Origin of the sequence: Methylocystis sp. (genome assembly GCF_050246715.1) — a bacterium.
Taxonomy (GTDB): domain Bacteria; phylum Pseudomonadota; class Alphaproteobacteria; order Rhizobiales; family Beijerinckiaceae; genus Methylocystis.
Map to the genome: position 1 here is coordinate 31,846 of NZ_JBFWVN010000010.1, position 18,737 is coordinate 50,582.

Annotated in this window: 24 protein-coding genes; 8 read left to right on the forward strand and 16 right to left on the reverse strand. The window is 62.2% G+C overall.

The features are described 5' to 3' along the window. Positions 1 to 3: 3 nt before the first annotated feature. The 3 genes from AB7I51_RS05815 to AB7I51_RS05825 form a co-directional block, all read right to left on the reverse strand. Positions 4 to 1,092, reverse strand: coding sequence for a lysine-2,3-aminomutase-like protein (locus tag AB7I51_RS05815; protein ID WP_428403363.1), 1,089 nt, complete (start codon positions 1,090 to 1,092; stop codon positions 4 to 6). A 7-nt stretch (positions 1,093 to 1,099) separates the two neighbouring features. Then, positions 1,100 to 1,819, reverse strand: a complete 720-nt coding sequence (locus AB7I51_RS05820) for a Fic family protein (protein ID WP_428403331.1) — start codon at positions 1,817 to 1,819, stop codon at positions 1,100 to 1,102. A 185-nt stretch (positions 1,820 to 2,004) separates the two neighbouring features. Further along, a complete protein-coding gene (locus AB7I51_RS05825; protein ID WP_428403330.1) occupies positions 2,005 to 3,243 on the reverse strand; it encodes an argininosuccinate synthase in 1,239 nt (412 codons plus the stop codon). Positions 3,244 to 3,354: 111 nt separating this feature from the next. Here AB7I51_RS05825 and AB7I51_RS05830 point away from each other — a divergent pair, with 111 nt between their 5' ends. The 4 genes from AB7I51_RS05830 to AB7I51_RS05845 are packed head-to-tail and all read left to right on the forward strand — an operon-like array spanning position 3,355 to position 5,727. Further along, positions 3,355 to 3,840 (forward strand): hypothetical protein, encoded by a 486-nt coding sequence (locus tag AB7I51_RS05830; RefSeq protein WP_428403329.1) that lies wholly within the window; start codon positions 3,355 to 3,357, stop codon positions 3,838 to 3,840. A gap of 38 nt (positions 3,841 to 3,878) precedes the next feature. Next, entirely contained in the window at positions 3,879 to 4,310 is a 432-nt protein-coding gene (locus tag AB7I51_RS05835) for a transcriptional repressor (RefSeq protein ID WP_428403328.1), read from the forward strand. A 2-nt stretch (positions 4,311 to 4,312) separates the two neighbouring features. Next, positions 4,313 to 5,119, forward strand: coding sequence for a TPM domain-containing protein (locus AB7I51_RS05840; RefSeq protein ID WP_428403327.1), 807 nt, complete (start codon positions 4,313 to 4,315; stop codon positions 5,117 to 5,119). Continuing rightward, positions 5,119 to 5,727: a TPM domain-containing protein gene (locus AB7I51_RS05845; protein ID WP_428403326.1), complete on the forward strand. Its 609-nt coding sequence runs from the start codon at positions 5,119 to 5,121 to the stop codon at positions 5,725 to 5,727. Before AB7I51_RS05840 ends, AB7I51_RS05845 begins: the two co-directional genes overlap by 1 nt. Here AB7I51_RS05845 and purD read toward each other — a convergent pair. Then, on the reverse strand, positions 5,715 to 7,001 hold the full coding sequence (purD, locus tag AB7I51_RS05850) for a phosphoribosylamine--glycine ligase (protein WP_428403325.1): 1,287 nt from the start codon (positions 6,999 to 7,001) through the stop codon (positions 5,715 to 5,717). The two genes, AB7I51_RS05845 and purD, sit on opposite strands and share 13 nt — an antisense overlap. A 144-nt stretch (positions 7,002 to 7,145) precedes the next feature. Between purD and AB7I51_RS05855 the strand changes: the two genes are divergently transcribed. Then, positions 7,146 to 7,829, forward strand: a complete 684-nt coding sequence (locus tag AB7I51_RS05855) for a hypothetical protein (protein WP_428403324.1) — start codon at positions 7,146 to 7,148, stop codon at positions 7,827 to 7,829. Between the two features lie 141 nt (positions 7,830 to 7,970). Beyond that, positions 7,971 to 9,623, forward strand: coding sequence for an energy-dependent translational throttle protein EttA (gene ettA / locus AB7I51_RS05860; protein WP_428403323.1), 1,653 nt, complete (start codon positions 7,971 to 7,973; stop codon positions 9,621 to 9,623). Here the strand turns inward: ettA and AB7I51_RS05865 are convergent. From AB7I51_RS05865 to AB7I51_RS05890, 6 genes are all read right to left on the reverse strand, one after another. Beyond that, on the reverse strand, positions 9,613 to 10,230 hold the full coding sequence (locus tag AB7I51_RS05865; RefSeq protein ID WP_428403322.1) for a hypothetical protein: 618 nt from the start codon (positions 10,228 to 10,230) through the stop codon (positions 9,613 to 9,615). The genes ettA and AB7I51_RS05865 overlap by 11 nt on opposite strands. Positions 10,231 to 10,286: 56 nt before the next feature. Then, the gene (locus AB7I51_RS05870) at positions 10,287 to 10,709 is read right to left on the reverse strand and encodes a type II toxin-antitoxin system VapC family toxin (RefSeq protein ID WP_428403321.1); all 423 of its coding nucleotides are present in this window, start codon (positions 10,707 to 10,709) and stop codon (positions 10,287 to 10,289) included. Then, positions 10,706 to 10,957, reverse strand: coding sequence for a type II toxin-antitoxin system Phd/YefM family antitoxin (locus AB7I51_RS05875; RefSeq protein WP_428403320.1), 252 nt, complete (start codon positions 10,955 to 10,957; stop codon positions 10,706 to 10,708). Before AB7I51_RS05875 ends, AB7I51_RS05870 begins: the two co-directional genes overlap by 4 nt. A gap of 60 nt (positions 10,958 to 11,017) precedes the next feature. Then, positions 11,018 to 11,416 (reverse strand): type II toxin-antitoxin system VapC family toxin, encoded by a 399-nt coding sequence (locus AB7I51_RS05880; RefSeq protein WP_428403319.1) that lies wholly within the window; start codon positions 11,414 to 11,416, stop codon positions 11,018 to 11,020. Continuing rightward, on the reverse strand, positions 11,413 to 11,685 hold the full coding sequence (locus AB7I51_RS05885) for an AbrB/MazE/SpoVT family DNA-binding domain-containing protein (RefSeq protein ID WP_428403318.1): 273 nt from the start codon (positions 11,683 to 11,685) through the stop codon (positions 11,413 to 11,415). The genes AB7I51_RS05880 and AB7I51_RS05885 overlap by 4 nt, the downstream gene beginning before the upstream one ends. Before the next feature lie 66 nt (positions 11,686 to 11,751). Beyond that, entirely contained in the window at positions 11,752 to 12,081 is a 330-nt protein-coding gene (locus tag AB7I51_RS05890) for a DUF3175 domain-containing protein (RefSeq protein WP_428403317.1), read from the reverse strand. A gap of 143 nt (positions 12,082 to 12,224) precedes the next feature. On the opposite strand from AB7I51_RS05890, the gene AB7I51_RS05895 reads away from it, so the two are divergent. Then, positions 12,225 to 12,722: a transglycosylase SLT domain-containing protein gene (locus AB7I51_RS05895; protein WP_428403316.1), complete on the forward strand. Its 498-nt coding sequence runs from the start codon at positions 12,225 to 12,227 to the stop codon at positions 12,720 to 12,722. 11 nt (positions 12,723 to 12,733) lie between these two features. Here the strand turns inward: AB7I51_RS05895 and lptA are convergent, their stop codons facing one another. From lptA to pyrE, 4 genes are all read right to left on the reverse strand, one after another. Then, positions 12,734 to 13,264, reverse strand: a complete 531-nt coding sequence (gene lptA, locus AB7I51_RS05900; RefSeq protein WP_428403315.1) for a lipopolysaccharide transport periplasmic protein LptA — start codon at positions 13,262 to 13,264, stop codon at positions 12,734 to 12,736. After that, positions 13,265 to 13,969 carry an LPS export ABC transporter periplasmic protein LptC gene (lptC, locus tag AB7I51_RS05905; protein ID WP_428403314.1) on the reverse strand — a complete coding sequence of 235 codons (705 nt, stop codon included), beginning with the start codon at positions 13,967 to 13,969 and terminating at the stop codon, positions 13,265 to 13,267. It lies immediately after the preceding gene. A gap of 50 nt (positions 13,970 to 14,019) precedes the next feature. After that, on the reverse strand, positions 14,020 to 14,634 hold the full coding sequence (locus AB7I51_RS05910) for a ribonuclease D (RefSeq protein ID WP_428403313.1): 615 nt from the start codon (positions 14,632 to 14,634) through the stop codon (positions 14,020 to 14,022). A gap of 117 nt (positions 14,635 to 14,751) precedes the next feature. Beyond that, complete coding sequence (gene pyrE, locus AB7I51_RS05915; protein WP_428403312.1) at positions 14,752 to 15,357, reverse strand: orotate phosphoribosyltransferase; 606 nt, start codon at positions 15,355 to 15,357, stop codon at positions 14,752 to 14,754. 588 nt (positions 15,358 to 15,945) lie between these two features. Here pyrE and AB7I51_RS05920 point away from each other — a divergent pair. Then, on the forward strand, positions 15,946 to 17,091 hold the full coding sequence (locus AB7I51_RS05920) for an AI-2E family transporter (RefSeq protein WP_428403311.1): 1,146 nt from the start codon (positions 15,946 to 15,948) through the stop codon (positions 17,089 to 17,091). 99 nt (positions 17,092 to 17,190) lie between these two features. Here AB7I51_RS05920 and AB7I51_RS05925 read toward each other — a convergent pair whose 3' ends face one another. Both AB7I51_RS05925 and AB7I51_RS05930 read right to left on the reverse strand, forming a co-directional pair. Then, positions 17,191 to 18,366 carry a lytic murein transglycosylase gene (locus AB7I51_RS05925; protein ID WP_428403310.1) on the reverse strand — a complete coding sequence of 392 codons (1,176 nt, stop codon included), beginning with the start codon at positions 18,364 to 18,366 and terminating at the stop codon, positions 17,191 to 17,193. Positions 18,367 to 18,429: 63 nt separating this feature from the next. Continuing rightward, on the reverse strand, positions 18,430 to 18,726 hold the full coding sequence (locus AB7I51_RS05930) for a hypothetical protein (protein WP_428403309.1): 297 nt from the start codon (positions 18,724 to 18,726) through the stop codon (positions 18,430 to 18,432). Positions 18,727 to 18,737: the final 11 nt, after the last annotated feature.

Sequence of the window (18,737 nt, forward strand, 5' to 3'; positions counted from 1 at the left end):
AAATCAGTCTTTGGGCGGCGCGAGTTCGTCGCGATAGGACCGTTTCTCGCCGTGTCTATCGACGATGGTCCATCCTCCCTGCCCGTTCGGCTCGGCGGCGCCGTCGGCGATCCGCGCCTTGCCGAAGCCGCCGGGGATATCGAGCACATAGGCCGGCAGCGCGACGCCGGTCACGCGGCGCGCCAATTCCGCGTAAATTCGCCGCCCGGCCGCAAGGCTGAGACGAAAATGCGCTGTTCCCGGCGCGAGATCGGGATGATGCAGATAATAGGGCCTGACCCCCAGGCTTGCCAAATCGCGCATCAGGCGCTCCAGCGCCTCGACATTGTCATTGACGCCTTTAAGCAGCACTGTCTGCGACAGAAGTATCGCTCCCGCCTGGCGTAGTTGAGCGATCGCCGCGCGAGCCGGCTCGGTCAGTTCGCGGGCGTGATTGACATGTAAGGCGACAAAAAGGGTCTTGCCGCTTTCTCGAAGCGCCGCGAGGCGATCGCGCGTGACAAGATCGGGCGCGGCCGTCGGCGCCCGCGTATGGACCCTCAGCAAAGCGACATGCGGGATATCGGCGAGACGGCGCGACACGGTTTCCAGCCGGCGCGCCGATAGGATTAAAGGATCGCCGCCCGTGAGGATCACTTCAAAAATCTGCGGCCGGCCCGCGATGTAATCGATCGCAGCCGCGACGTGGCGCTCGGGCAACAGATCGCCCTTGCCGCGTCCGACCGTCTCGCGGCGAAAACAGAAGCGGCAATAGACCGGGCAAACCGAAAGGAGCTTTAAAAGCACGCGATCGGGATAGCGATGCACGAGTCCGGGCAGCGGCGAATGGACGTCGTCGCCGATCGGATCGGCCATTTCGCCGGGCAGAGTCACGGCCTCGCGAATGTCGGGAAGGAACTGTCGGGCGATCGGATCATTCGGATCGTCGCGGTCGATCAGCGCCGCGATTTCCGGCGTGACCGCGATGCTGTAGCGCTGTGCGACATCGCCCAGGGCGCTCGCGCTCGTCGCGGCAAGAAGGCCGTGGCCAACGAGGTCGTCGAGCGTAGTGAGAGTCCGAGCGAAAACTCTCCTTCTCGACAATTCTTTCATCTGGAATTCAGTCAAGCGAACGCGCGCCTATCGCTTTATCGAATACGCCCGTCAATTGAACCGCAAGCAGCCGCTTCAGCAGCGCCTCCATCGCCGACACATCGATTAGCCCACGTTTGCACGTGGCGTCTGCCTGCTCTAGAGCCTCAAAATAAGGCTGACGATTAGCAACGATCTGGTCCGGTATCGTGGTCGACCCACGCAGAGCGAAACCTAATCCGACGCACAGAACGACATATGAGAAAATCCGCGAGGTTCTGCCGTTCCCATCAGAAAAGGGGTGAATCCAATTAAGTCGCCACATGGCGTAGGCGGCTCGGTGAATGGGCGTCGTATCGTCGTGATGCTCGTTGAGATAATCGCAGAGTTCCTCAATAAACTCTGGAACAAGATGCGCGCCGACCGGCTGATGCGCGCTGCCTTCAATGCCGACGCCTGCCGGTCGCCAATTGCCGGCAAACTCGCTAATCCCCATTAGCGCTTCCCGATGCAGCGCCTGAATCATCGAGGGGCGCCAGCGAAAGGCAGAGCCCTTCGCCAATGCGTCTTCGACGATTTCCAGGCCGAGATCGAATTGCTTTAGGCCGTTACGGGCCTCAGCTTCAGCCCGGTCTGTCGGATCGCTGACCAGACTCGGCTGGTCCGCAACGCTGTGCCGCCGAAGCTTATCGCTTTCCCGATTCGCCATTGGCGACGGCGGCAGCGAGTTTTTCGGCTTCCCGATCAATCATATCCCTGGTGATCATGGGATTTTCGAACGCAGTGTTCCCGTAAGCGAAGCTCCGGCGCTGCGCTTCTTTTTCATTCGCATCCATGGGCGGCCCGTTTCGCGCCGCCTCGATAAGCTTTGAAAGTTCTTCCTGCATCCGAGCAATATAGCGAACTTGTCGCCGTAAGGGAATTCCTGACCAGCTATGATTTCATCCCGCGCGCGGCGCGTTTCGCCAGGGTGCGCAGCCGCAGGGCGTTGAGCTTGATGAAGCCTTCGGCGTCGCGCTGATCATAGGCGCCGCCCTCCTCGAAGGTGACCAGGTCCTGATCGTAAAGCGACCAGGGACTCTCGCGGCCGACCAGCGTCGCCGAGCCCTTATAGAGCTTGAGTCGCACCCGGCCGGTCACATGCTCCTGGCTCTTGTCGATCGCCGCCTGCAGCATTTCGCGCTCCGGCGAAAACCAGAAGCCGTTATAGATCAACTCGGCGTAGCGCGGCATCAGCTCGTCCTTAAGATGCGCGGCGCCGCGATCGAGCGTCAGGCTCTCGATCCCGCGATGCGCGACGATGAGAATCGCGCCGCCCGGCGTCTCATACATGCCGCGCGACTTCAGGCCGACGAAGCGGTTTTCGACGAGATCAAGTCGCCCAATGCCGTGCAGGCGTCCGAGATCATTAAGCTTGGCAAGCAGCGCCGCCGGCGAGAGCCTGATGTCATCGACGGCGACCGCATCGCCCTTCTCGAAGTCGATCGAGACATATTGCGGCGCGTCCGGCGCATCTTCGGGATTGCCGGTCCGCGAATAGACGTAATCGGGCGTCTCCTGGCTCGGGTCTTCGAGCACCTTGCCTTCCGACGAGGTGTGCAGAAGATTGGCGTCGGTCGAAAACGGCGCTTCGCCGCGCTTGTCCTTGGCGATGGGTATCTGATTCTTTTCGGCGAAGGCGAGAAGATCGCCCCGCGACGCGAATTCCCATTCGCGCCAGGGCGCGATCACGTGGATGTCGGGTTCGAGCGCATAATAAGCGAGTTCGTAACGGACCTGGTCGTTGCCCTTGCCGGTCGAGCCATGGCTCACGGCGTCGGCGCCGACCTTGCGGGCGATCTCGATCTGCTTCTTAGCGATGAGGGGGCGCGCGATCGAGGTGCCGAGCAGATAGAGCCCCTCATATTGGGCGTTGGCGCGAAACATCGGAAAGACGTAGTCGCGCACAAATTCTTCGCGCAAATCTTCAATGAAAATGTTTTCAGGTTTCACGCCCAGGAGCAGCGCCTTCTCGCGCGCGGGCTCAAGCTCCTCGCCCTGGCCGAGATCGGCGGTGAAGGTAATGACTTCCGCGCCATAGGTCGTCTGCAGCCACTTTAGAATGATGGAAGTGTCGAGCCCTCCGGAATAGGCGAGGACGACGCGTTTGATTTCTTTTTTCGGGCGGGTCATTTTGGGGCTCGGGGGTAGCGACTGCGCGCGGGACTATAGGCGCCAGGCGCGCGAGCGCAAGGCGGCGTGAAGACGGCGCGACGGTCCGCGCGTTGGCGCAGGGAGGGACTCGTGCATCGAACATTCGCCCTGGCGGGCGTCCTTTCTATCCTCGCCCTGTCAGGTCTCGGCGCGCAAACCAGTCAGCGCGTCTGGACGCTCGGCGGTCTGGAGGAAAAGGACTCCGACAGCATCTATCTTGGCTATGGCGTCCCGGAGAGCGACGACAGCCTGGGAAGCTTCACCTGCGCGCCGGGGAGCGGCGTCGTCAAAATCTGGATCGCCGAAACGAGCGACAAGCTAAAGGCCGGCGACAAGGCGACGGCGATAATTTCGGTCGGGGACAAGAAGTCGAAGGTCGCCGGCAAGCTCATCCCCAATGAGGAGGCGGGCGTGCCGAGCTTCGAGGGCTCCCTTCCGGCCAAAGACCCGATCTTCGCGGCGATGAGCAACGGAGAAACGCTCAACATCGCCATCGGCGGGGCGCAAAGAACGGCGCCCCTCGCCGATGCGACAGAGAAATTCAAGAAATTCGCAGCAGCCTGCGCCAAACGCTAAAGCTCGTCTTTTGCGCCCGCGCCGCCTAAATTGACGCAATGATCAGCCGCACGACGAAAAATCCCGCACGGCCCAAGGTCGCCGGCCTGACGCCGGCGCGCCGCCGGGCGCTCGACATTCTCACCGAAGCGAACCGCCCCGTCGGCGCTTATGAAATGATTGATTTGATGGCGGACGAAGACGGCAAGCGCCCCGCGCCGGTGTCGGTCTATCGCGCGCTCGGCTATCTCATGGACAATGGTCTCGCGCACCGGCTGGCATCGAAAAACGCCTATATCGTCTGCGGTCATGCGCATGAGGCCGAGGAGCCGGTGGTGTTCATCATTTGCGAGCAATGCGGCGAGGTGAAAGAGGCGACGTCTCCGGGATTTGCCCGCGAACTCGCGGCGCTCGTCGGCGCGGCGAATTTCAGCGCCCGGACGCGCGTCGTCGAAATCGCCGGGCGCTGCGCCCGGTGCGAAGGCAAATAAGGATGCGCGGCGCCGCGCGCTGGTTCGCGCCGCTCTTCTTTTTTCTCATAGCCTCGCTCATCGCCTCGCTCGCTTTTGCGGCCGTGAACTATCCGCCGCTCACCGGTCGAATCGTCGACCAGGCCAATATCATTCCGCCGTCGACAAGAAGCGCGATCGAGACGAATCTGAAGGATCTTGAGGATAAGTCCGGCATTCAGCTCGTCGTCGCCTCGGTCAATACGCTTGACGGCCTCGATATCGAAAGCTACGCCAACGGCCTGTTTCGCGCCTGGAAGCTCGGAGAAGCAAAAAAGAACAATGGCGTTCTGTTTCTCGTTGCTCCGAACCAGCGCAAGATGCGCATCGAAGTCGGCTACGGCCTGGAGGGGACGCTCACCGACGCGCTGTCGAAGATCATTCTGGCGACCACAGTGGCGCCCAGATTCAAAGCGGGCGACTATGGCGTGGGGGTCGAGCGCGGCGTCGAGGGCATCATCGAGGTGCTCTCCGGCGATTCCGCCGAATGGACGAAACGGGCGCGAGGCCCACAACCCACGACCTTCGATGAGCTTGCGCCGCTCATTTTTTTCGCTCTGTTTCTGTTCATCGTCGTCTGGATGGCGCGCAGCGCGCGCGGTCGGCCGGGCGCATATCAGCGCTACCGACGCGGCGGTCCGATGATCATTTTGCCCCCGAGCGGCGGCAATTGGAGCGACGATTCCTGGGGCGGCGGGGGCTGGAGCGGCGGCGGCGGGTGGAGCGACGGCGGCGGATTTTCCGGCGGCGGCGGCTCGTCCGGGGGCGGCGGCGCGTCGGGGGATTGGTGATGCAGCTCACCGCGCAAGACGTCGAACGGATCGCGCAAACCATCCGCCGCGCCGAAGAGACAACGTCCGGCGAGATCATCTGCGTGCTGGCGCGCCGCTCGTCCGATTACGCTTACGTGCCGCCGCTCTGGGGCGCCTTCGCGGCGCTGGCGTCGCCTTGGCCCATGCTGTTGTTCACCGATCTCTCGACTCGCGAAATATTTTCGGCGCAGATCATCATCTTCGTCGTCGCCACGCTCTTCGTCACATGGGGACCGGTGCGGTTTTTCCTGACGCCGCGCGCGGTCAAGCGCGCCCGCGCCGCGCGCGAGGCGATCGAACAGTTCTTCTCGCGCGGCGTCGCCGCCACCAAGTCGCGCACCGGCGTGCTGATTTTCGTCTCCTGCGCCGAACGCTATGCGCGCATCGTCGCCGACGACGCCATCGCCGCAAAAATCGCCAATGACGAATGGCGGACCGCGCTGGATATGCTGCTGGAAGAAATACGAAACGAAAGAATTGCTGACGGCTTTGTCGCGGCGATCGAGGAATGTGCGCGGCTCCTCGCGAAACACGCGCCGCCCGGCGCGGGCGGCGACGAACTGCCCGACAAGATTTATCTCATGTAGCTGCGTTCGCGCGCGACCTCGCGCCAGCCGATGTCGCGGCGGCAAAAGCCGCCGGGCCAATCAATCAGATCGACGGCGGCATAGGCGCGCGCCTTTGCCTCAGCGACGCTCTCGCCGAGCGCCGTGACATTGAGCGCGCGCCCGCCCGCGGCAAGGAGCCGCCCGCCTTCCTCGCGCGTGCCGGCGTGGGTGATGGCGACGCCTTCAACGGCTTCCGCGCTTGTCACATTGTGGATTTCGGAACCGACGATCGGCGTTCCCGGATAGTTTTTGGCCGCGAGAACCACCGTCAAGGCCGCAAGCGGCGAGAACCGCGGCCGCGCTTGCGGCAATGCCCCACGCGCGGCGGCAAGCATCAGTTCGAGGAGATCGTCTTCGAGGCGGGGCAGAATGGCCTGAGTCTCGGGATCGCCGAAGCGGCAGTTATATTCGATGAGCTTCGGCCCATCCTTGGTGAGCATCAGTCCAGCATAGAGCACGCCCTTGAACGGCGCGCCTTTTTCGCGCATCGCGCGCATCGTCGGTTCGATGATGTCGCTCATCACGCGCGCCTCGATCTCCGCCGTCACGACCGACGCCGGCGAATAGGCGCCCATGCCGCCGGTGTTCGGCCCAGTATCGCCGTCGCCGACCCGCTTATGATCCTGCGCCGTCGCGAAGGGCAGCGCGCGCACGCCGTCGCAAAGGGCAAAGAATGACGCCTCTTCGCCCTCGAGAAATTCCTCGATGACCACTTCCGCGCCCGACCGGCCGAAGGCGCCGGCGAACATCGCCTGTACGGCGCGCTCCGCTTCATCGAGCGTCTGCGCGACGACGACGCCCTTGCCGGCGGCGAGCCCATCCGCCTTGACGACGATCGGCGCGCCATTCTCGCGCAAATAGCGTAGCGCCGGTTCAGGCGCGGCGAAGCGGGCGTAGCGCGCGGTCGGAATATGATAGTCGCGACACAAATCCTTGGTGAAGCCCTTCGAGCCTTCCAACTGAGCCGCCGCCCGCGTCGGGCCGAAGGCAAGAACGCCGTGCGTCTCCAACGCGTCGACGAGACCGCCGATCAGCGGCTGTTCGGGGCCGACGACGACAAGCGCGATTTCGGCCTCTCGACAAAAGTCGATCACGGCGGCGTTGTCGGCGACATTGAGATCGACATTGTCGCCGATGCGCGCCGTTCCCGGATTGCCGGGCGCGATATAGAGCCGCTCAAGCATCGGGCTTCTCTTGAGCGCGAGAGCAATCGCATGTTCCCGGCCGCCCGATCCGATCAAAAGAATATTCATAGCGCTACGCTCGTCCGATTGCCTCGTTTCTGCTTGTAGGGCGCGCCGGCGGCAAAAGGCAATTTGCCCCGAAAATGCTATGCTTGCCCACAGCATAAACGCCGCTAGCTAGCGCACGGGGGGCGAGCGGCTGGAGTGTCCCAAATGTCGATCACCCGAGACATCGCATCACATGATAATGCGGTCGCCTATGGCGGCCTCATCGACGCCATTGGCGGCGTCGCCACCATCGTCCTAGTCATTTGCGGCCTAGTTGGAATATTGCCGCCCATGATGGTCGCGATTGCGACAATCGTCTTCGGCGTCGCTCTCTTGATTCAGGGCGGAGCCATGCTGTCGGACTATGCGCAGGTCGTATTTCCCGGCGGCGCTCGAGGCGCGACCGCAGAGCAGATGGGCGGCAATAGTCTTGCGCTCGTCTTTCTGGTCGGCGCGGGCGGCATCGTCCTTGGCGTGTTGTCGCTTCTTGGAATCAGCGCCGCAATCCTGTCGCCGATCGCGGTGATCGGCTTTGGCACTGCTTTGCTTCTGAGCAGCAACGCGGTATGGCGTCTCTATGTGCTCCGCCGCGCCTCAGTCGCCATGGAGGCGACCGTCACGCAATCGCAGCACGTCGGCGCTGAAATGCTCGCGAGCGAAATGGCTTCTGGTTCAGCTGGCATTCAGGCGCTCGCCGGACTGGCGGCGATCGTGCTCGGCATTCTGGCGCTCGCCGGACATTCCGCCGATCTGACCCTGAATCTCGTCGCGCTGCTCGCGCTCGGCGCAACGCTTGTGCTGACCGGGAGCACCCTTAGCGCCACGGTCCTGAGCTTTATGCGAACTTAAAGTTCAGAGCGCTACGCGCCAAAAAATACCCCCGGCTCCCGCCGGGGGTATTTTTTTGGCGTCGCCGATCGCGCAAACGGCTTCCCTCGCGCAGTAAAAATGCTCTAAAGACAGCGCCAATCTTACCCATTGCGAGGCGATATGGCGCGCCAGTTCATCTATCACATGCAGGGCCTGACCAAGACCTACCCGGGCGGCAAGAAGGTCCTGGAGAATATCAATCTTTCCTTTTATCCCGACGCCAAAATCGGCGTGCTCGGCGTCAATGGCGCCGGCAAATCGACGCTGCTGCGGATCATGGCCGGCATCGACAAGGAATACACCGGCGACGGCTTCGTCGCCGAGGGCGCGCGGGTCGGCTATCTCCCCCAGGAGCCGCATCTCGACCCCGCGCTCGACGTGCGCGCCAATGTCATGCTCGGCGTCGAGGATAAAAAGGCGATCCTCGACCGCTACAATGATCTCGCGATGAATTATTCCGACGAGACCGCCGACGAAATGACCCGGCTGCAGGACGAGATTGAAGCCAAGGGTCTTTGGGATCTGGATAGCCAGGTCGATCAGGCGATGGACGCGCTCGGTTGTCCGCCCGATGACGCCGACGTCACCAAGCTTTCGGGCGGCGAGCGGCGCCGCATCGCGCTGTGCAAACTGCTGCTGGAACAGCCCGAACTACTGCTCCTTGACGAACCGACGAACCATCTCGACGCCGAGACGGTGAACTGGCTCGAAGGACATCTGCGCCAATATCCCGGCGCGATCCTGATCGTCACCCATGACCGCTACTTCCTTGACAATGTCACGGGCTGGATTCTCGAACTCGATCGCGGACGCGGCATTCCCTATGAGGGCAATTACACGAGCTGGCTGAAGCAGAAGCAGAAGCGGCTCGCTCAGGAATCATCCGAAGACAAGGCGCGCCAGCGCGCGCTCGAAGCGGAGAGCGAGTGGATCGCCGCTTCGCCGAAGGCGCGGCAGGCGAAGAGCAAGGCGCGCATTCAGCGTTACGAGGAGCTTGTCGCCAAGCAGGGCGAGAAGGCGCCGACCACCGCGCAGATCATCATTCCGGTGGCCGAGCGCCTCGGCGCCAATGTCATCGACTTCGACCATATTTCGAAAGGCTTCGGCGACACGCTGCTGATCGACGATCTTTCCTTCAAGCTTCCGCCCGGCGGCATCGTCGGCGTGATCGGGCCGAACGGCGCCGGTAAGACGACGTTGTTTCGCATGATCACCGGACAGGAGAAGCCGGACAATGGAAAGATCGAGATCGGCGACAGCGTGCAGCTCGGCTATGTCGACCAGTCGCGCGACGCGCTGCACGCCAACAAGACCGTCTGGGAGGAAATCTCGGAAGGCAATGACGTGATCTATCTCGGCAAGCGCGAAATCAACTCGCGCGCCTATTGCTCGGCGTTCAACTTCAAGGGCGCCGATCAGCAAAAAAAGGTGGGGCAGCTCTCAGGCGGCGAGCGCAATCGCGTGCATCTCGCCAAAATGCTCAAGAGCGGCGCCAATGTGCTGCTGCTCGACGAACCGACCAACGATCTCGATGTCGAGACGCTGCGCGCGCTCGAAGAGGCGCTCGTCGATTTCGCCGGCTGCGCGGTCATCATCTCGCACGACCGCTTCTTCCTCGACCGTATCGCCACCCATATTCTCGCCTATGAAGGCGACAGCCATGTCGAATGGTTTGAAGGAAACTTCGCCGATTACGAAGAGGACAAGAAGCGGCGGCTGGGGCTCGATTCCATTATTCCGCATCGGCTGAAGTATAAGAAGTTTACGAGGTGAGAGGACGCGAATGGGCCACGGCGACTAGCCGTGACCCATTCGCATCCATCTGGCGCGCGAGGTCGAGAATGCTGCACGTCTCAATCTGAATGGACCGAAACTCGAATTTCCGCCCCAATATTGCACAAATTCTACTTTCGGGATCGACCAATTTGAATATGTGTCCCTGGCAATCGTCGGCTAAATCATGCTTGCCCACTATAGGCATTGGCAAAAAATATCCTACTTCATCCTGGACAAGGTAGTCGTCCAACCTCTCATCAAAATGTTCGAGAGCGTTCCGCAACTCGCGATCTGCAAGAGCGGATTTGTCGTCGAGCGCAAACGCCTCACGCAATCGCTTTCCACGGGCAGCAGTAACTTTGTTCTTCGATTTCATTGGCCAGAAAAAGCGCGCAAGCGCTGCTGCGTGCGTCAACGCCTCTTGTAACGCTGCCATAGCTTGTGAAGAATTTTCGCAGTTTTGGTACGCCCGCCCGAACCGCTGAAATGCTGCGTCGGCACGTTCGGCAGCATAAATGATAGACAAAATGTAAAACGCTTCATGATAGGGGAGAATTCCACCGAAATCATTGGCTATTAGAACTTGCCTATCTTCATCTTGCATCTCACGTCTCCAGATTAAAAAATCAGCAATGTCGCGTTGGCGCACTGGCGACCAACTCACCCCAAACCCTCCACCCTCACGCCCCTCATCTCCGCCGCTTCCTTAAGCCGCGCATCGAATGTCAGGAGGCTCGCCTCCAGATTGATCGCCGATGCGAGATGTAGCGCGTCCGGCGTGGCCAATTTGGTGGAAAAATCGCGCACGAGCCGCAAAGCGAGTTCGAAATCGGCCCCGCTCAGCGCATACGACCCGCAGCTCGCGCAAATCAGATCGAAATCATCTAGAGCCGTTCGTGCGCCATCATTCGTCAGCGCCTTCGTCCGAACGCCGCGCGAGACGACGGCGCTGAATTCAATCGACGCCAAATTGCTGACGACGGCGCCTGTCGATATCGAGCCCCAGCGGCGTCTCGCATTTTCCGAATGCGCGTCATCGATAACGACGGCAAGGATGAACGACGTGTCGAGATAGAGCTTCACAACTCTTCGTCGCGCATCTCACGAAGGAGGTCCACGGCGCTCTTGCCAAGCCATGGCCGCAGCTTCGCCCGCGCCGCGATTTCGTCGATCAGGTGCGCCGACGACTGCTGTTTCGGCGCGACCTCGAAGGCGCGCAGTTCGACGACGGGCTTGCCGTGACGGGTGATGGTCACCGTCTCGCCCGCCAACGCCTCGTCGATCAGCCGGGACAATTGTTCTTTCGCCTTGGCGATGGGGTAGGACGACATGGCCGCCTCGAAAATGGTCTTTTGCGAAAAATAGGACACTATTATCAGCGGCGCAAAACGCTATGGCCCCACCAATTCGACCTCCGGAAAATAAGTCTGATACCGCCCCAAATCTCGCGTCAAAATCGGCGCGCCGAGCACGCTCGCATGCGCGCCAATGAAGAAATCGGCCAACACATTCGTCTTGGCGCCGCCACGCATCCGATAGTCGCGAAAGGCGCGCCCAGCGCGCCAGAGCGCTTGCCGCGACATCGCGGAATGTTCAACCTCGAGCGCGCCGAGAAAATCAGAGCAATCGGCCTCGCTCTCAAAACCGGCGGCAAGTTCGGCGAACACCGCATCGACGATCACAATCGCCCCGAGCGCCATTCTACGTTCGAACGCGAGGCGCGACGCTTCAAACCACTCGGGATTGCGGGTCAGCAAGTCGATGAAGATATTCGTGTCGACAAGCGTCAATCGTCGCCTCTCAAGAGGCGCATCCACTCGTCCGTCGTCATCTCGAATTTCACGCCTTTGCGATCCAGCGTCGCTAGCGCCCGTTCGATTTTGTCTCTTGCCGCCCGCACCGCAGCGGCGTCCGGCTGCTGCGCCTCGCTGCGCTCCACCAATACCCCGCCTTCCGGGCGCGCGCGCACGCTCACCCTGTCGCCCGGCCGAATGCCGGCCGCTTCACGCACGGCCTTTGGCAGGGTGACCTGGCCTTTAACGGTGACTTTCGTGCTCATGCTCTTCATTGGTAATACCCGACGCCAAAAAGTAATACCTGCTCGTGAAAGCGTCAATCTCATCGGTCAATCTGGCGTCCGTCCAAACGCCTTTCGCAATTCGACCTTCGCCTGCTCCAGAACCTTCCGGCGCTCGTTCGACAAATCCTTGCCCGCCCTGTTGATATAGAAGGTCAGCATCGACATTGCGGAGCGGAACGGCGACGATTTGCGCCGCTCGCTTTGCTCGGCCGACCGCTTGAGCGAGCGAGCGATCTTGGCCGGGTTATCCCAGGTGAAGACGCCGGCTTCGAGATCGAGCGCGTTGCTGTGGCGCGTGACGTCACCCGACCAGTATTCGGTTGGGGCCTTCGAGCCGTTTGCCGCTTCGCGGGCTTTGGATCGCCTTCGCGCCATGCCTGACTCGCGCCGAGAACAGGCGGGCAGCTAGTAGATCCCCCCAAGAAATCAATGCCGCCAAGCTCGGCCGCCACGATTTCGCCACATGCGCATGGCGCAGTTCTCGGCTGGGCCTGGGCGGTCAACGAGGGGATTTTGGGATGCGATTATTCCGCGAGGCCGCCGCCCTTGCCGCTTTAGGCGCGCTGTCGCTCGCGGGCTGCGCGCCGCAGGAATCTCCCGTCGCTTCGGCCCCCGCCGCCTATGAGGAGAACGCGGAAGCCAAGGAGCTCACCGGCCAGGATGCGCTCCACGCCCGGATCGCCCATTACGCCCGCATCTATGAAATTCCCGAATCGCTCATCCACCGCTCGATCCGTCGCGAGAGCAATTACAATCCCAAAGCCCGGCACGGACCCTATTGGGGGCTGATGCAGATCCGTCACGACACGGCCCGGCACATGGGTTACGATGGCCCGGCGAGCGGTCTCCTCGACGCCGACACCAATCTGGCTTTCGCGGTGCCTTATCTCGCCAACGCCTATAAGGTCAGCGGCGGCAATGAAGCGCGGGCGATCAAGCTTTACGCCGGCGGCTATTACTATGAGGCCAAGCGCAAGCACTTGCTCGACCAGCTGGTGACCTCAGTCTCCCAGTAACTTTCACAAAACTACTGGTTCTTGGGCATGAAGGTGCTGCGCACCCGGCCGCCCTGCGCCGCGCCGCCCTGAACGGTCGCCATGCTGGTCGCGACGTCATAGACGAGCTTGTCGCCCTTCACGATGTTCTCGCCCTGGGTGAGCGTGACATTGCCGTTGAGATAGACCTTGTTTTCGGCCTTGTCGTAGCTGCCGCGATCGCCGGTGCCGATCTGGTCTTTCGAAACGAGCGTCACCGGCCCTTCGACGTCGATATGTTTGACCCGATCATTGGTCGTCTCGGCGGGTTGGCCGGCGCCCTTTCCTTCGAGAAAAATGATGAGGCGCGAGGCCTTGAGCGTCGAAGGCCCCTGCGTTACGATCACGCTGCCGGAATAGATGAGCTTCTGCTCCTTCTCGAAATAATCGAGCTTGCCGGCGTCGATGTTGAGCGGATCCTTGGCGGAGGCGCCTGGCAGGATGCCGCCTGAGCGGCCGGCCGCGACGGCGGGCGCCGCGGCGGCGAGCGCTGCAAAGAGAAGAACGACGGAGCAGAGGCGCATTTAGTCCTTGATCGCACCGCCCGAAGACTGCGCGGGCGCGTCGCCCTCGCCGTATAGCACCGAATGGACGCCGCCGGCGAAGCTGGCGCGCCGCTCTTTTTGCGAAAATTCGACCGAATGCGCGGTCACCTCGCCGCCGTCGATCTTCAACAGCACCTTCTTGTCGGAAGTCATCATGCTGGCTTTCAAATCCATCACTGCCGATTCCAGCTGCATGTCGAAATTCTTGTTGTCACGGATATTGACGCCGCCGGACATGTCGGCGCGATCGGCCTTCCTGTTGTAGACCCCCTTCTCCGCGGACATGACGATCGAATTGTCCTTGGTGTTTTCGACCCGAACCTTAAGCTGTTCGAGTTCAAAGACGTCCGGCTTCGCAAGATCCTGAACGCCGACGACCGCGCGCACCTCATAGGGGCGCCCATCCTTGCGATAGCCGACGAGTTTGGGGCTTTCGATGACGATGCGGGAGCCCTTGAGCGCAACGCGCGCCAGGCTCAGATCGGCCGGCAGGAAGCGCAGCGAGCTGATCAGCAGGCCGAGGCCGACAATTCCGACGACGCCGCCGGCCCCCCAAAGGATCCAGCGCCGAAGGCGCGTGACCCGCGAGGTATGGCGCAGCGCCTCCGGAAAGGCGCTCTGGCGCGGCAAGACAAGCGCGCCAAGACGATCGCGGGCGCTGGGCGTCGGGAAAACGTCGGTCATTCTGAAATGATGAGGCACGCAGGTGGCGAATTCGAGGCGAAGCCAAAGCCTTATTCGTGAGAGAAAATATCAGTGTCGGGCCAGCCGGCGAGGTCGAGCCGGGCCCGCGCCGGCAGAAAGTCGAAACAGGCCTGCGCCAGCTCGGCGCGGCCCTCACGGGCGAGCATCGCGTCGAGCCTGTCCTTGAGCTGATGCAGATAGAGAACGTCGGAGGCCGCATAGGCCTGCTGCGCGTCGGAAAGAATCGGCGCGCCCCAGTCGGACGACTGCTGCTGCTTCGAAATCTCTACGCCCACAAGCTCGCGAACGAGGTCCTTGAGCCCGTGCCGGTCGGTATAGGTGCGGGTGAGCTTTGAGGCGATTTTCGTACAGTAGACCGGCGCGGGGATGAAGCCGAAAGTCTTGGCCAAGATGGCGATGTCGAATCGCGCGAAGTGGAAGAGCTTGAGAACGGCCGGATCGGCGAGCAGGCGCTCCAGATTGGGCGCGCGCGTCTGACCTTTCGCGAACTGGACAAGCTCGGCGTTGCCGTCGCCAAAGGAGAGCTGCGCCAGGCACAGCCGGTCGCGGTGCGGATTGAGGCCCAATGTCTCGGTGTCGATTGCGACGATGGGGCCAGCGCCGATCCCCTCCGGGAGATCGCCCTGGTGCAGGCGGATGGTCATGCGGCTCGAATCATTCGATGTGGACGAAAAAAGCCTATCGCAGAATGTGCAGGGCTTGTCGAAGCGAGTCGCGCGTTCGCACGTTTGGTCGGCGCGAGCCGCTTGGCCGAAGAGCGATCAAATATCGAAGTCTTCCTTCTTGAAAATTGAAACCAGCTCAATGCCTGCTTTCGCAAGATTCTCAGAAGCGCCCTCTTGCCGATCCACGATGACAAGCGCCTTAGATATGGGGCAATGTATGTTTTCTTCTTTCAAACCATCGATCGCTTTCAGGATCGAGCCGCCCGACGTCGCCACGTCATCGACGATCAGAGCTTCCGCGCCGGCTGGTACATACCCGTCTATACGCTCGCGCGCGCCATGTTCCTTGGCCGCCTTGCGGACGAAAAACGCATTTTTTGGCGCGCCTTTCACGAAGCTCATGACGGAAGCCGCGCACACCACGGGGACGGCGCCCATCTCCAATCCGCCGACGCAGTCAAGACCAACCCGGTTCATGTAATCGACGATGATGTCGCCGATGAGCGTCGCCCCCTCCGGCATCATGGTGGTTTGGCGGAGCTGGAAGAGATATTTGCTGCTTCGGCCGGAGGACAGAATAAAGTCGCCCCGCTTAAGCGACTGAGATTCAATGATCTCGTGCAGGCGCGCCCATCTCGGATCGGTCTTGTCGATGACCCTCTCGACGCGCGTTGGCGTCGGCGTTGCGGCGAGATTCGTCATTGCTTTCCCTCGGGCGTCAGCGACAGGTTAACATAACGACCGCCATCGCGAACGGCGGGCGCGCCCAACTGCAGCGAATTGCGGGAGCAATTCGCCTTCTGCGCTAGACGGGCGCATCCACCTACCGTCCATGGTTCATGCCATCAAGCAAAAAGCGGCGCCAAGTCTCGCGCTCGCCGCGCGCTTGTGGCGCATGAATGTAGCGCGCCGCGCCGGTCTCGCTTCGTTACTGATCCGAATTATGTAACTGTTGGTCGCCGCCTTGGCGCAAGCGCCTCTCGGGGAGTGATCACATGCGTTACTTGCTGGCTGTAATTCTTGCCTGCGCAATCGCTGCGCCCCCCGCATATGCTGCGTCGTCAAAGAGCAGCGCCAAAGCCGTTTCCGCCTCAAAGTCCGAACGGGGAGCCAAAACCAGCAAACGCGCTCGGCAGAGTTCCGATTCCAAGCGGCTTGGCGGCATCCATCCTTTAGTCGGCAGCGGCGATTATTAGCTCGCCCGGCGACGGCGCAAAGCGCTCTTGTCAGACGCCCGCCAAATCGTCACTCTATCGCAACGCAATGCCGCTGAATGACTAGAGAACGCCGGTGATCGATCTGCCTAACGGCGCTAACGGGTCCGACCGCCGATTCAACGCGCTGGTCATCGAGCTCGCGATCCGCCTGATGGCGATCGGCGTCCTGATCTACTGGACCTTCATCATAGTACTGCCCTTCGCGGCGATCATCCTCTGGAGCGTCGTGCTCGCGGTGGCGCTCTATCCGATCTTCCGGGTGCTGGCCGAACTATTGGGCGGCCGGCCGACGGCCGCCGCCGTGTTGATGACGATCGCCGGCCTGGTGCTGATCATCGGTCCAGTCACCTGGATGGCGGTCGGCGCGATCGATCCCATCAAGACGGTGATGGCGGGGATTGAGACCGGCAATATCGCCGTTCCACGGCCGCCGGCGTCGATCAAGGAATGGCCGTTCATCGGCGAGCAGCTCTATTCCTTCTGGCTGCTCGCTTCGACCAATCTGCGCAGCGCCTTTACGCAAATCCTTCCACAGTTGAAGCCGGCCGGGGAATTCCTTCTCGACATGGCGAAGAGCGCTGGCGCGGGCACGCTCAAATTCCTGGTCTCCGTTCTGCTGATGGGCTTCATTCTCGCCGCCGCGCCGCAAATGCTCGCAGGGGCGCGGGCGCTGTCGCGGCGGATCGATCCATCGAGCGGCGAGAAATTCGTCGATCTCGCCGGCGCCACGATCAACGCCGTGTCGCGCGGCGTGATGGGCCTGTCGCTGATGCAGGCGGTGGTCGGCGGCGCCGGCATGTATCTCGCTAACGTTCCCGGCGCGAGTCTGCTGACGATCGCTATCCTGGTGCTCGGCATCATCCAGATCGGACCGCTGCTCGTCGTCGCGCCGGTCATTTTCTGGGCCTGGACGACCCTTTCGTCGGGTCCCGCCCTGGCGCTGACGGTCTGCATGCTCAGCGTCAATTACATGGACAATGTGCTGAAGCCCTTCATCTTCGCGCATGGGCTGTCAACGCCGATTCCGGTGATTTTCGTCGGCGTGATTGGCGGCGTCCTCGCGCATGGAATCGCGGGCCTGTTCGCGGGGCCAGTCGTGCTTGCCGTCGTTTGGGAGCTGACCAAGGCCTGGATCGCCGACGATCTCAAGGAGATCAACGAAAAGGGCGGCGAGCCGGACTTCGTGGTCGAGGCGCCGACTAGATCACGCTGCGTTTAGGCGGTATCGCCTCAACGCAGATGACGTGATCGATTTCAAAACCTTGGAGCGCGCTTTGCGCGAAAAACCGGCATCCACTTTTTCGCAGCGCGCTCCAGCCTACCGTCCACGCAAGGCTTTAAGAACCTTTAGGCTGGCGCGGCCGTTGCGCTCGAGGCCGGCGCGCGACTGAAAGTCGGCGATCGCCTCTTTGGTTTTCGTACCGATCACCCCGTCGGCATCGCCGACGTCATAGCCACTGCGGGTCAAGAGCGCCTGCAATTCCCGGCGCTCGGCGCGCGACAGGCCGGGATCGTCGGTCGGCCACGGCGTCTGGATGCCCGGCCTGCCGCGCAGCATGTCGGACAGGACACAGATCGCCAGGGCGTAAGACTCGGCGGCGTTATAGGCGTAGACCGCGTCGAAATTCTTCGTCACGAGAAAGGCCGGTCCGTTGCGCCCGGCCGGCAGCAGCAGCGCCGCGGATCCTTCGCCCAACCCCGAGCCGTCGAGCCGCCGCACGCCATGGGCCTGCCAGAAGCTCATCGATTGGCGGCCCCTGCGTCCGGAAGGTCCCGAATAGCCCTCCGGCAGCCGCACCTCGAATCCCCAGGGCATGCCGGAACGCCAGCCGCTCTTGCGCAGATAATTGGCCGTCGAGCCAAGCGCGTCGGCCGCCGAACTGGCGATATTGCGCCTGCCGTCGCCGTCGAGATCGACGGCCTTGGCAAGAAAGGTCGTCGGCATGAATTGCGTATGGCCGAAGGCGCCGGCCCAGGAGCCGTAGAATTCCTCCGGCGCGATGTCGCCGTGGTCGAGAATTTTGAGCGCGGCGATGAATTCATTGCGCCAATAATCGTTGCGGCGCGGCGCTTCACAGGCGAGCGTGGCGAGACTCTGCACCACCGGGCGCTTGCCGAAGCTCCTGCCGAAGTCGGACTCGACGCCCCACACGGCGACGATCGTCGCCGCATCGACGCCATAGCGGCTTTCCGCGGCGTGCAGCGCGCGCGCATGCTGGCGCAGCATCACGCGCCCCTCGTCGACGCGGTCTTCGTCGACCAGACCGGCGATATAGTCCCAGATCGGCGTCGTGAATTCTGGCTGCTTGCCCATGAAGCTGACGGCGTCATTGGGCGTCAGCCCATCCGTCGCGGAGGCGATGGTCTGTTGCCTGACGCCGGCGCCGGCCGCCGCCGAGCGCAGGCTGGAGAGGCAGCCGGCCCATTCGGCCCGCGCCGGCGCTGCAGTGAGCAGGAGGGCGGCCAACGCCGCAAAAACGTGATTCGCCGTCATGCCGCAAAATCTAGCCGAAAGAGGCGGCTTTTTCATGGGCCGCATCTACCGTGCGGCGCCACGTCACTGGCAGATGCGGCGCGGCTGGGAGCCGACCACCACGCCGAATTCATCGAACACCGGCCGGCGCTCGACCCAGCAAGCGGGCGGCGGCGCGACATAGACGGGCGGCGGCGCATAGACGACAGGCGGCGCGGAATTGGCGAGCGCCCCGCCGGCGATCGCCCCAAGCGCGAAGCCGCCAATGCCCGCCGCGATGGCGGGGCCGGCGGAATCGGCGTGCGCCGGCGCGACCGGCGCCAACGCTGCGGCGCCAAGAGCCAAGGCTGCTGCAAGCGTCGCAATAGTTCTGCGCATCATAATCTCCCATG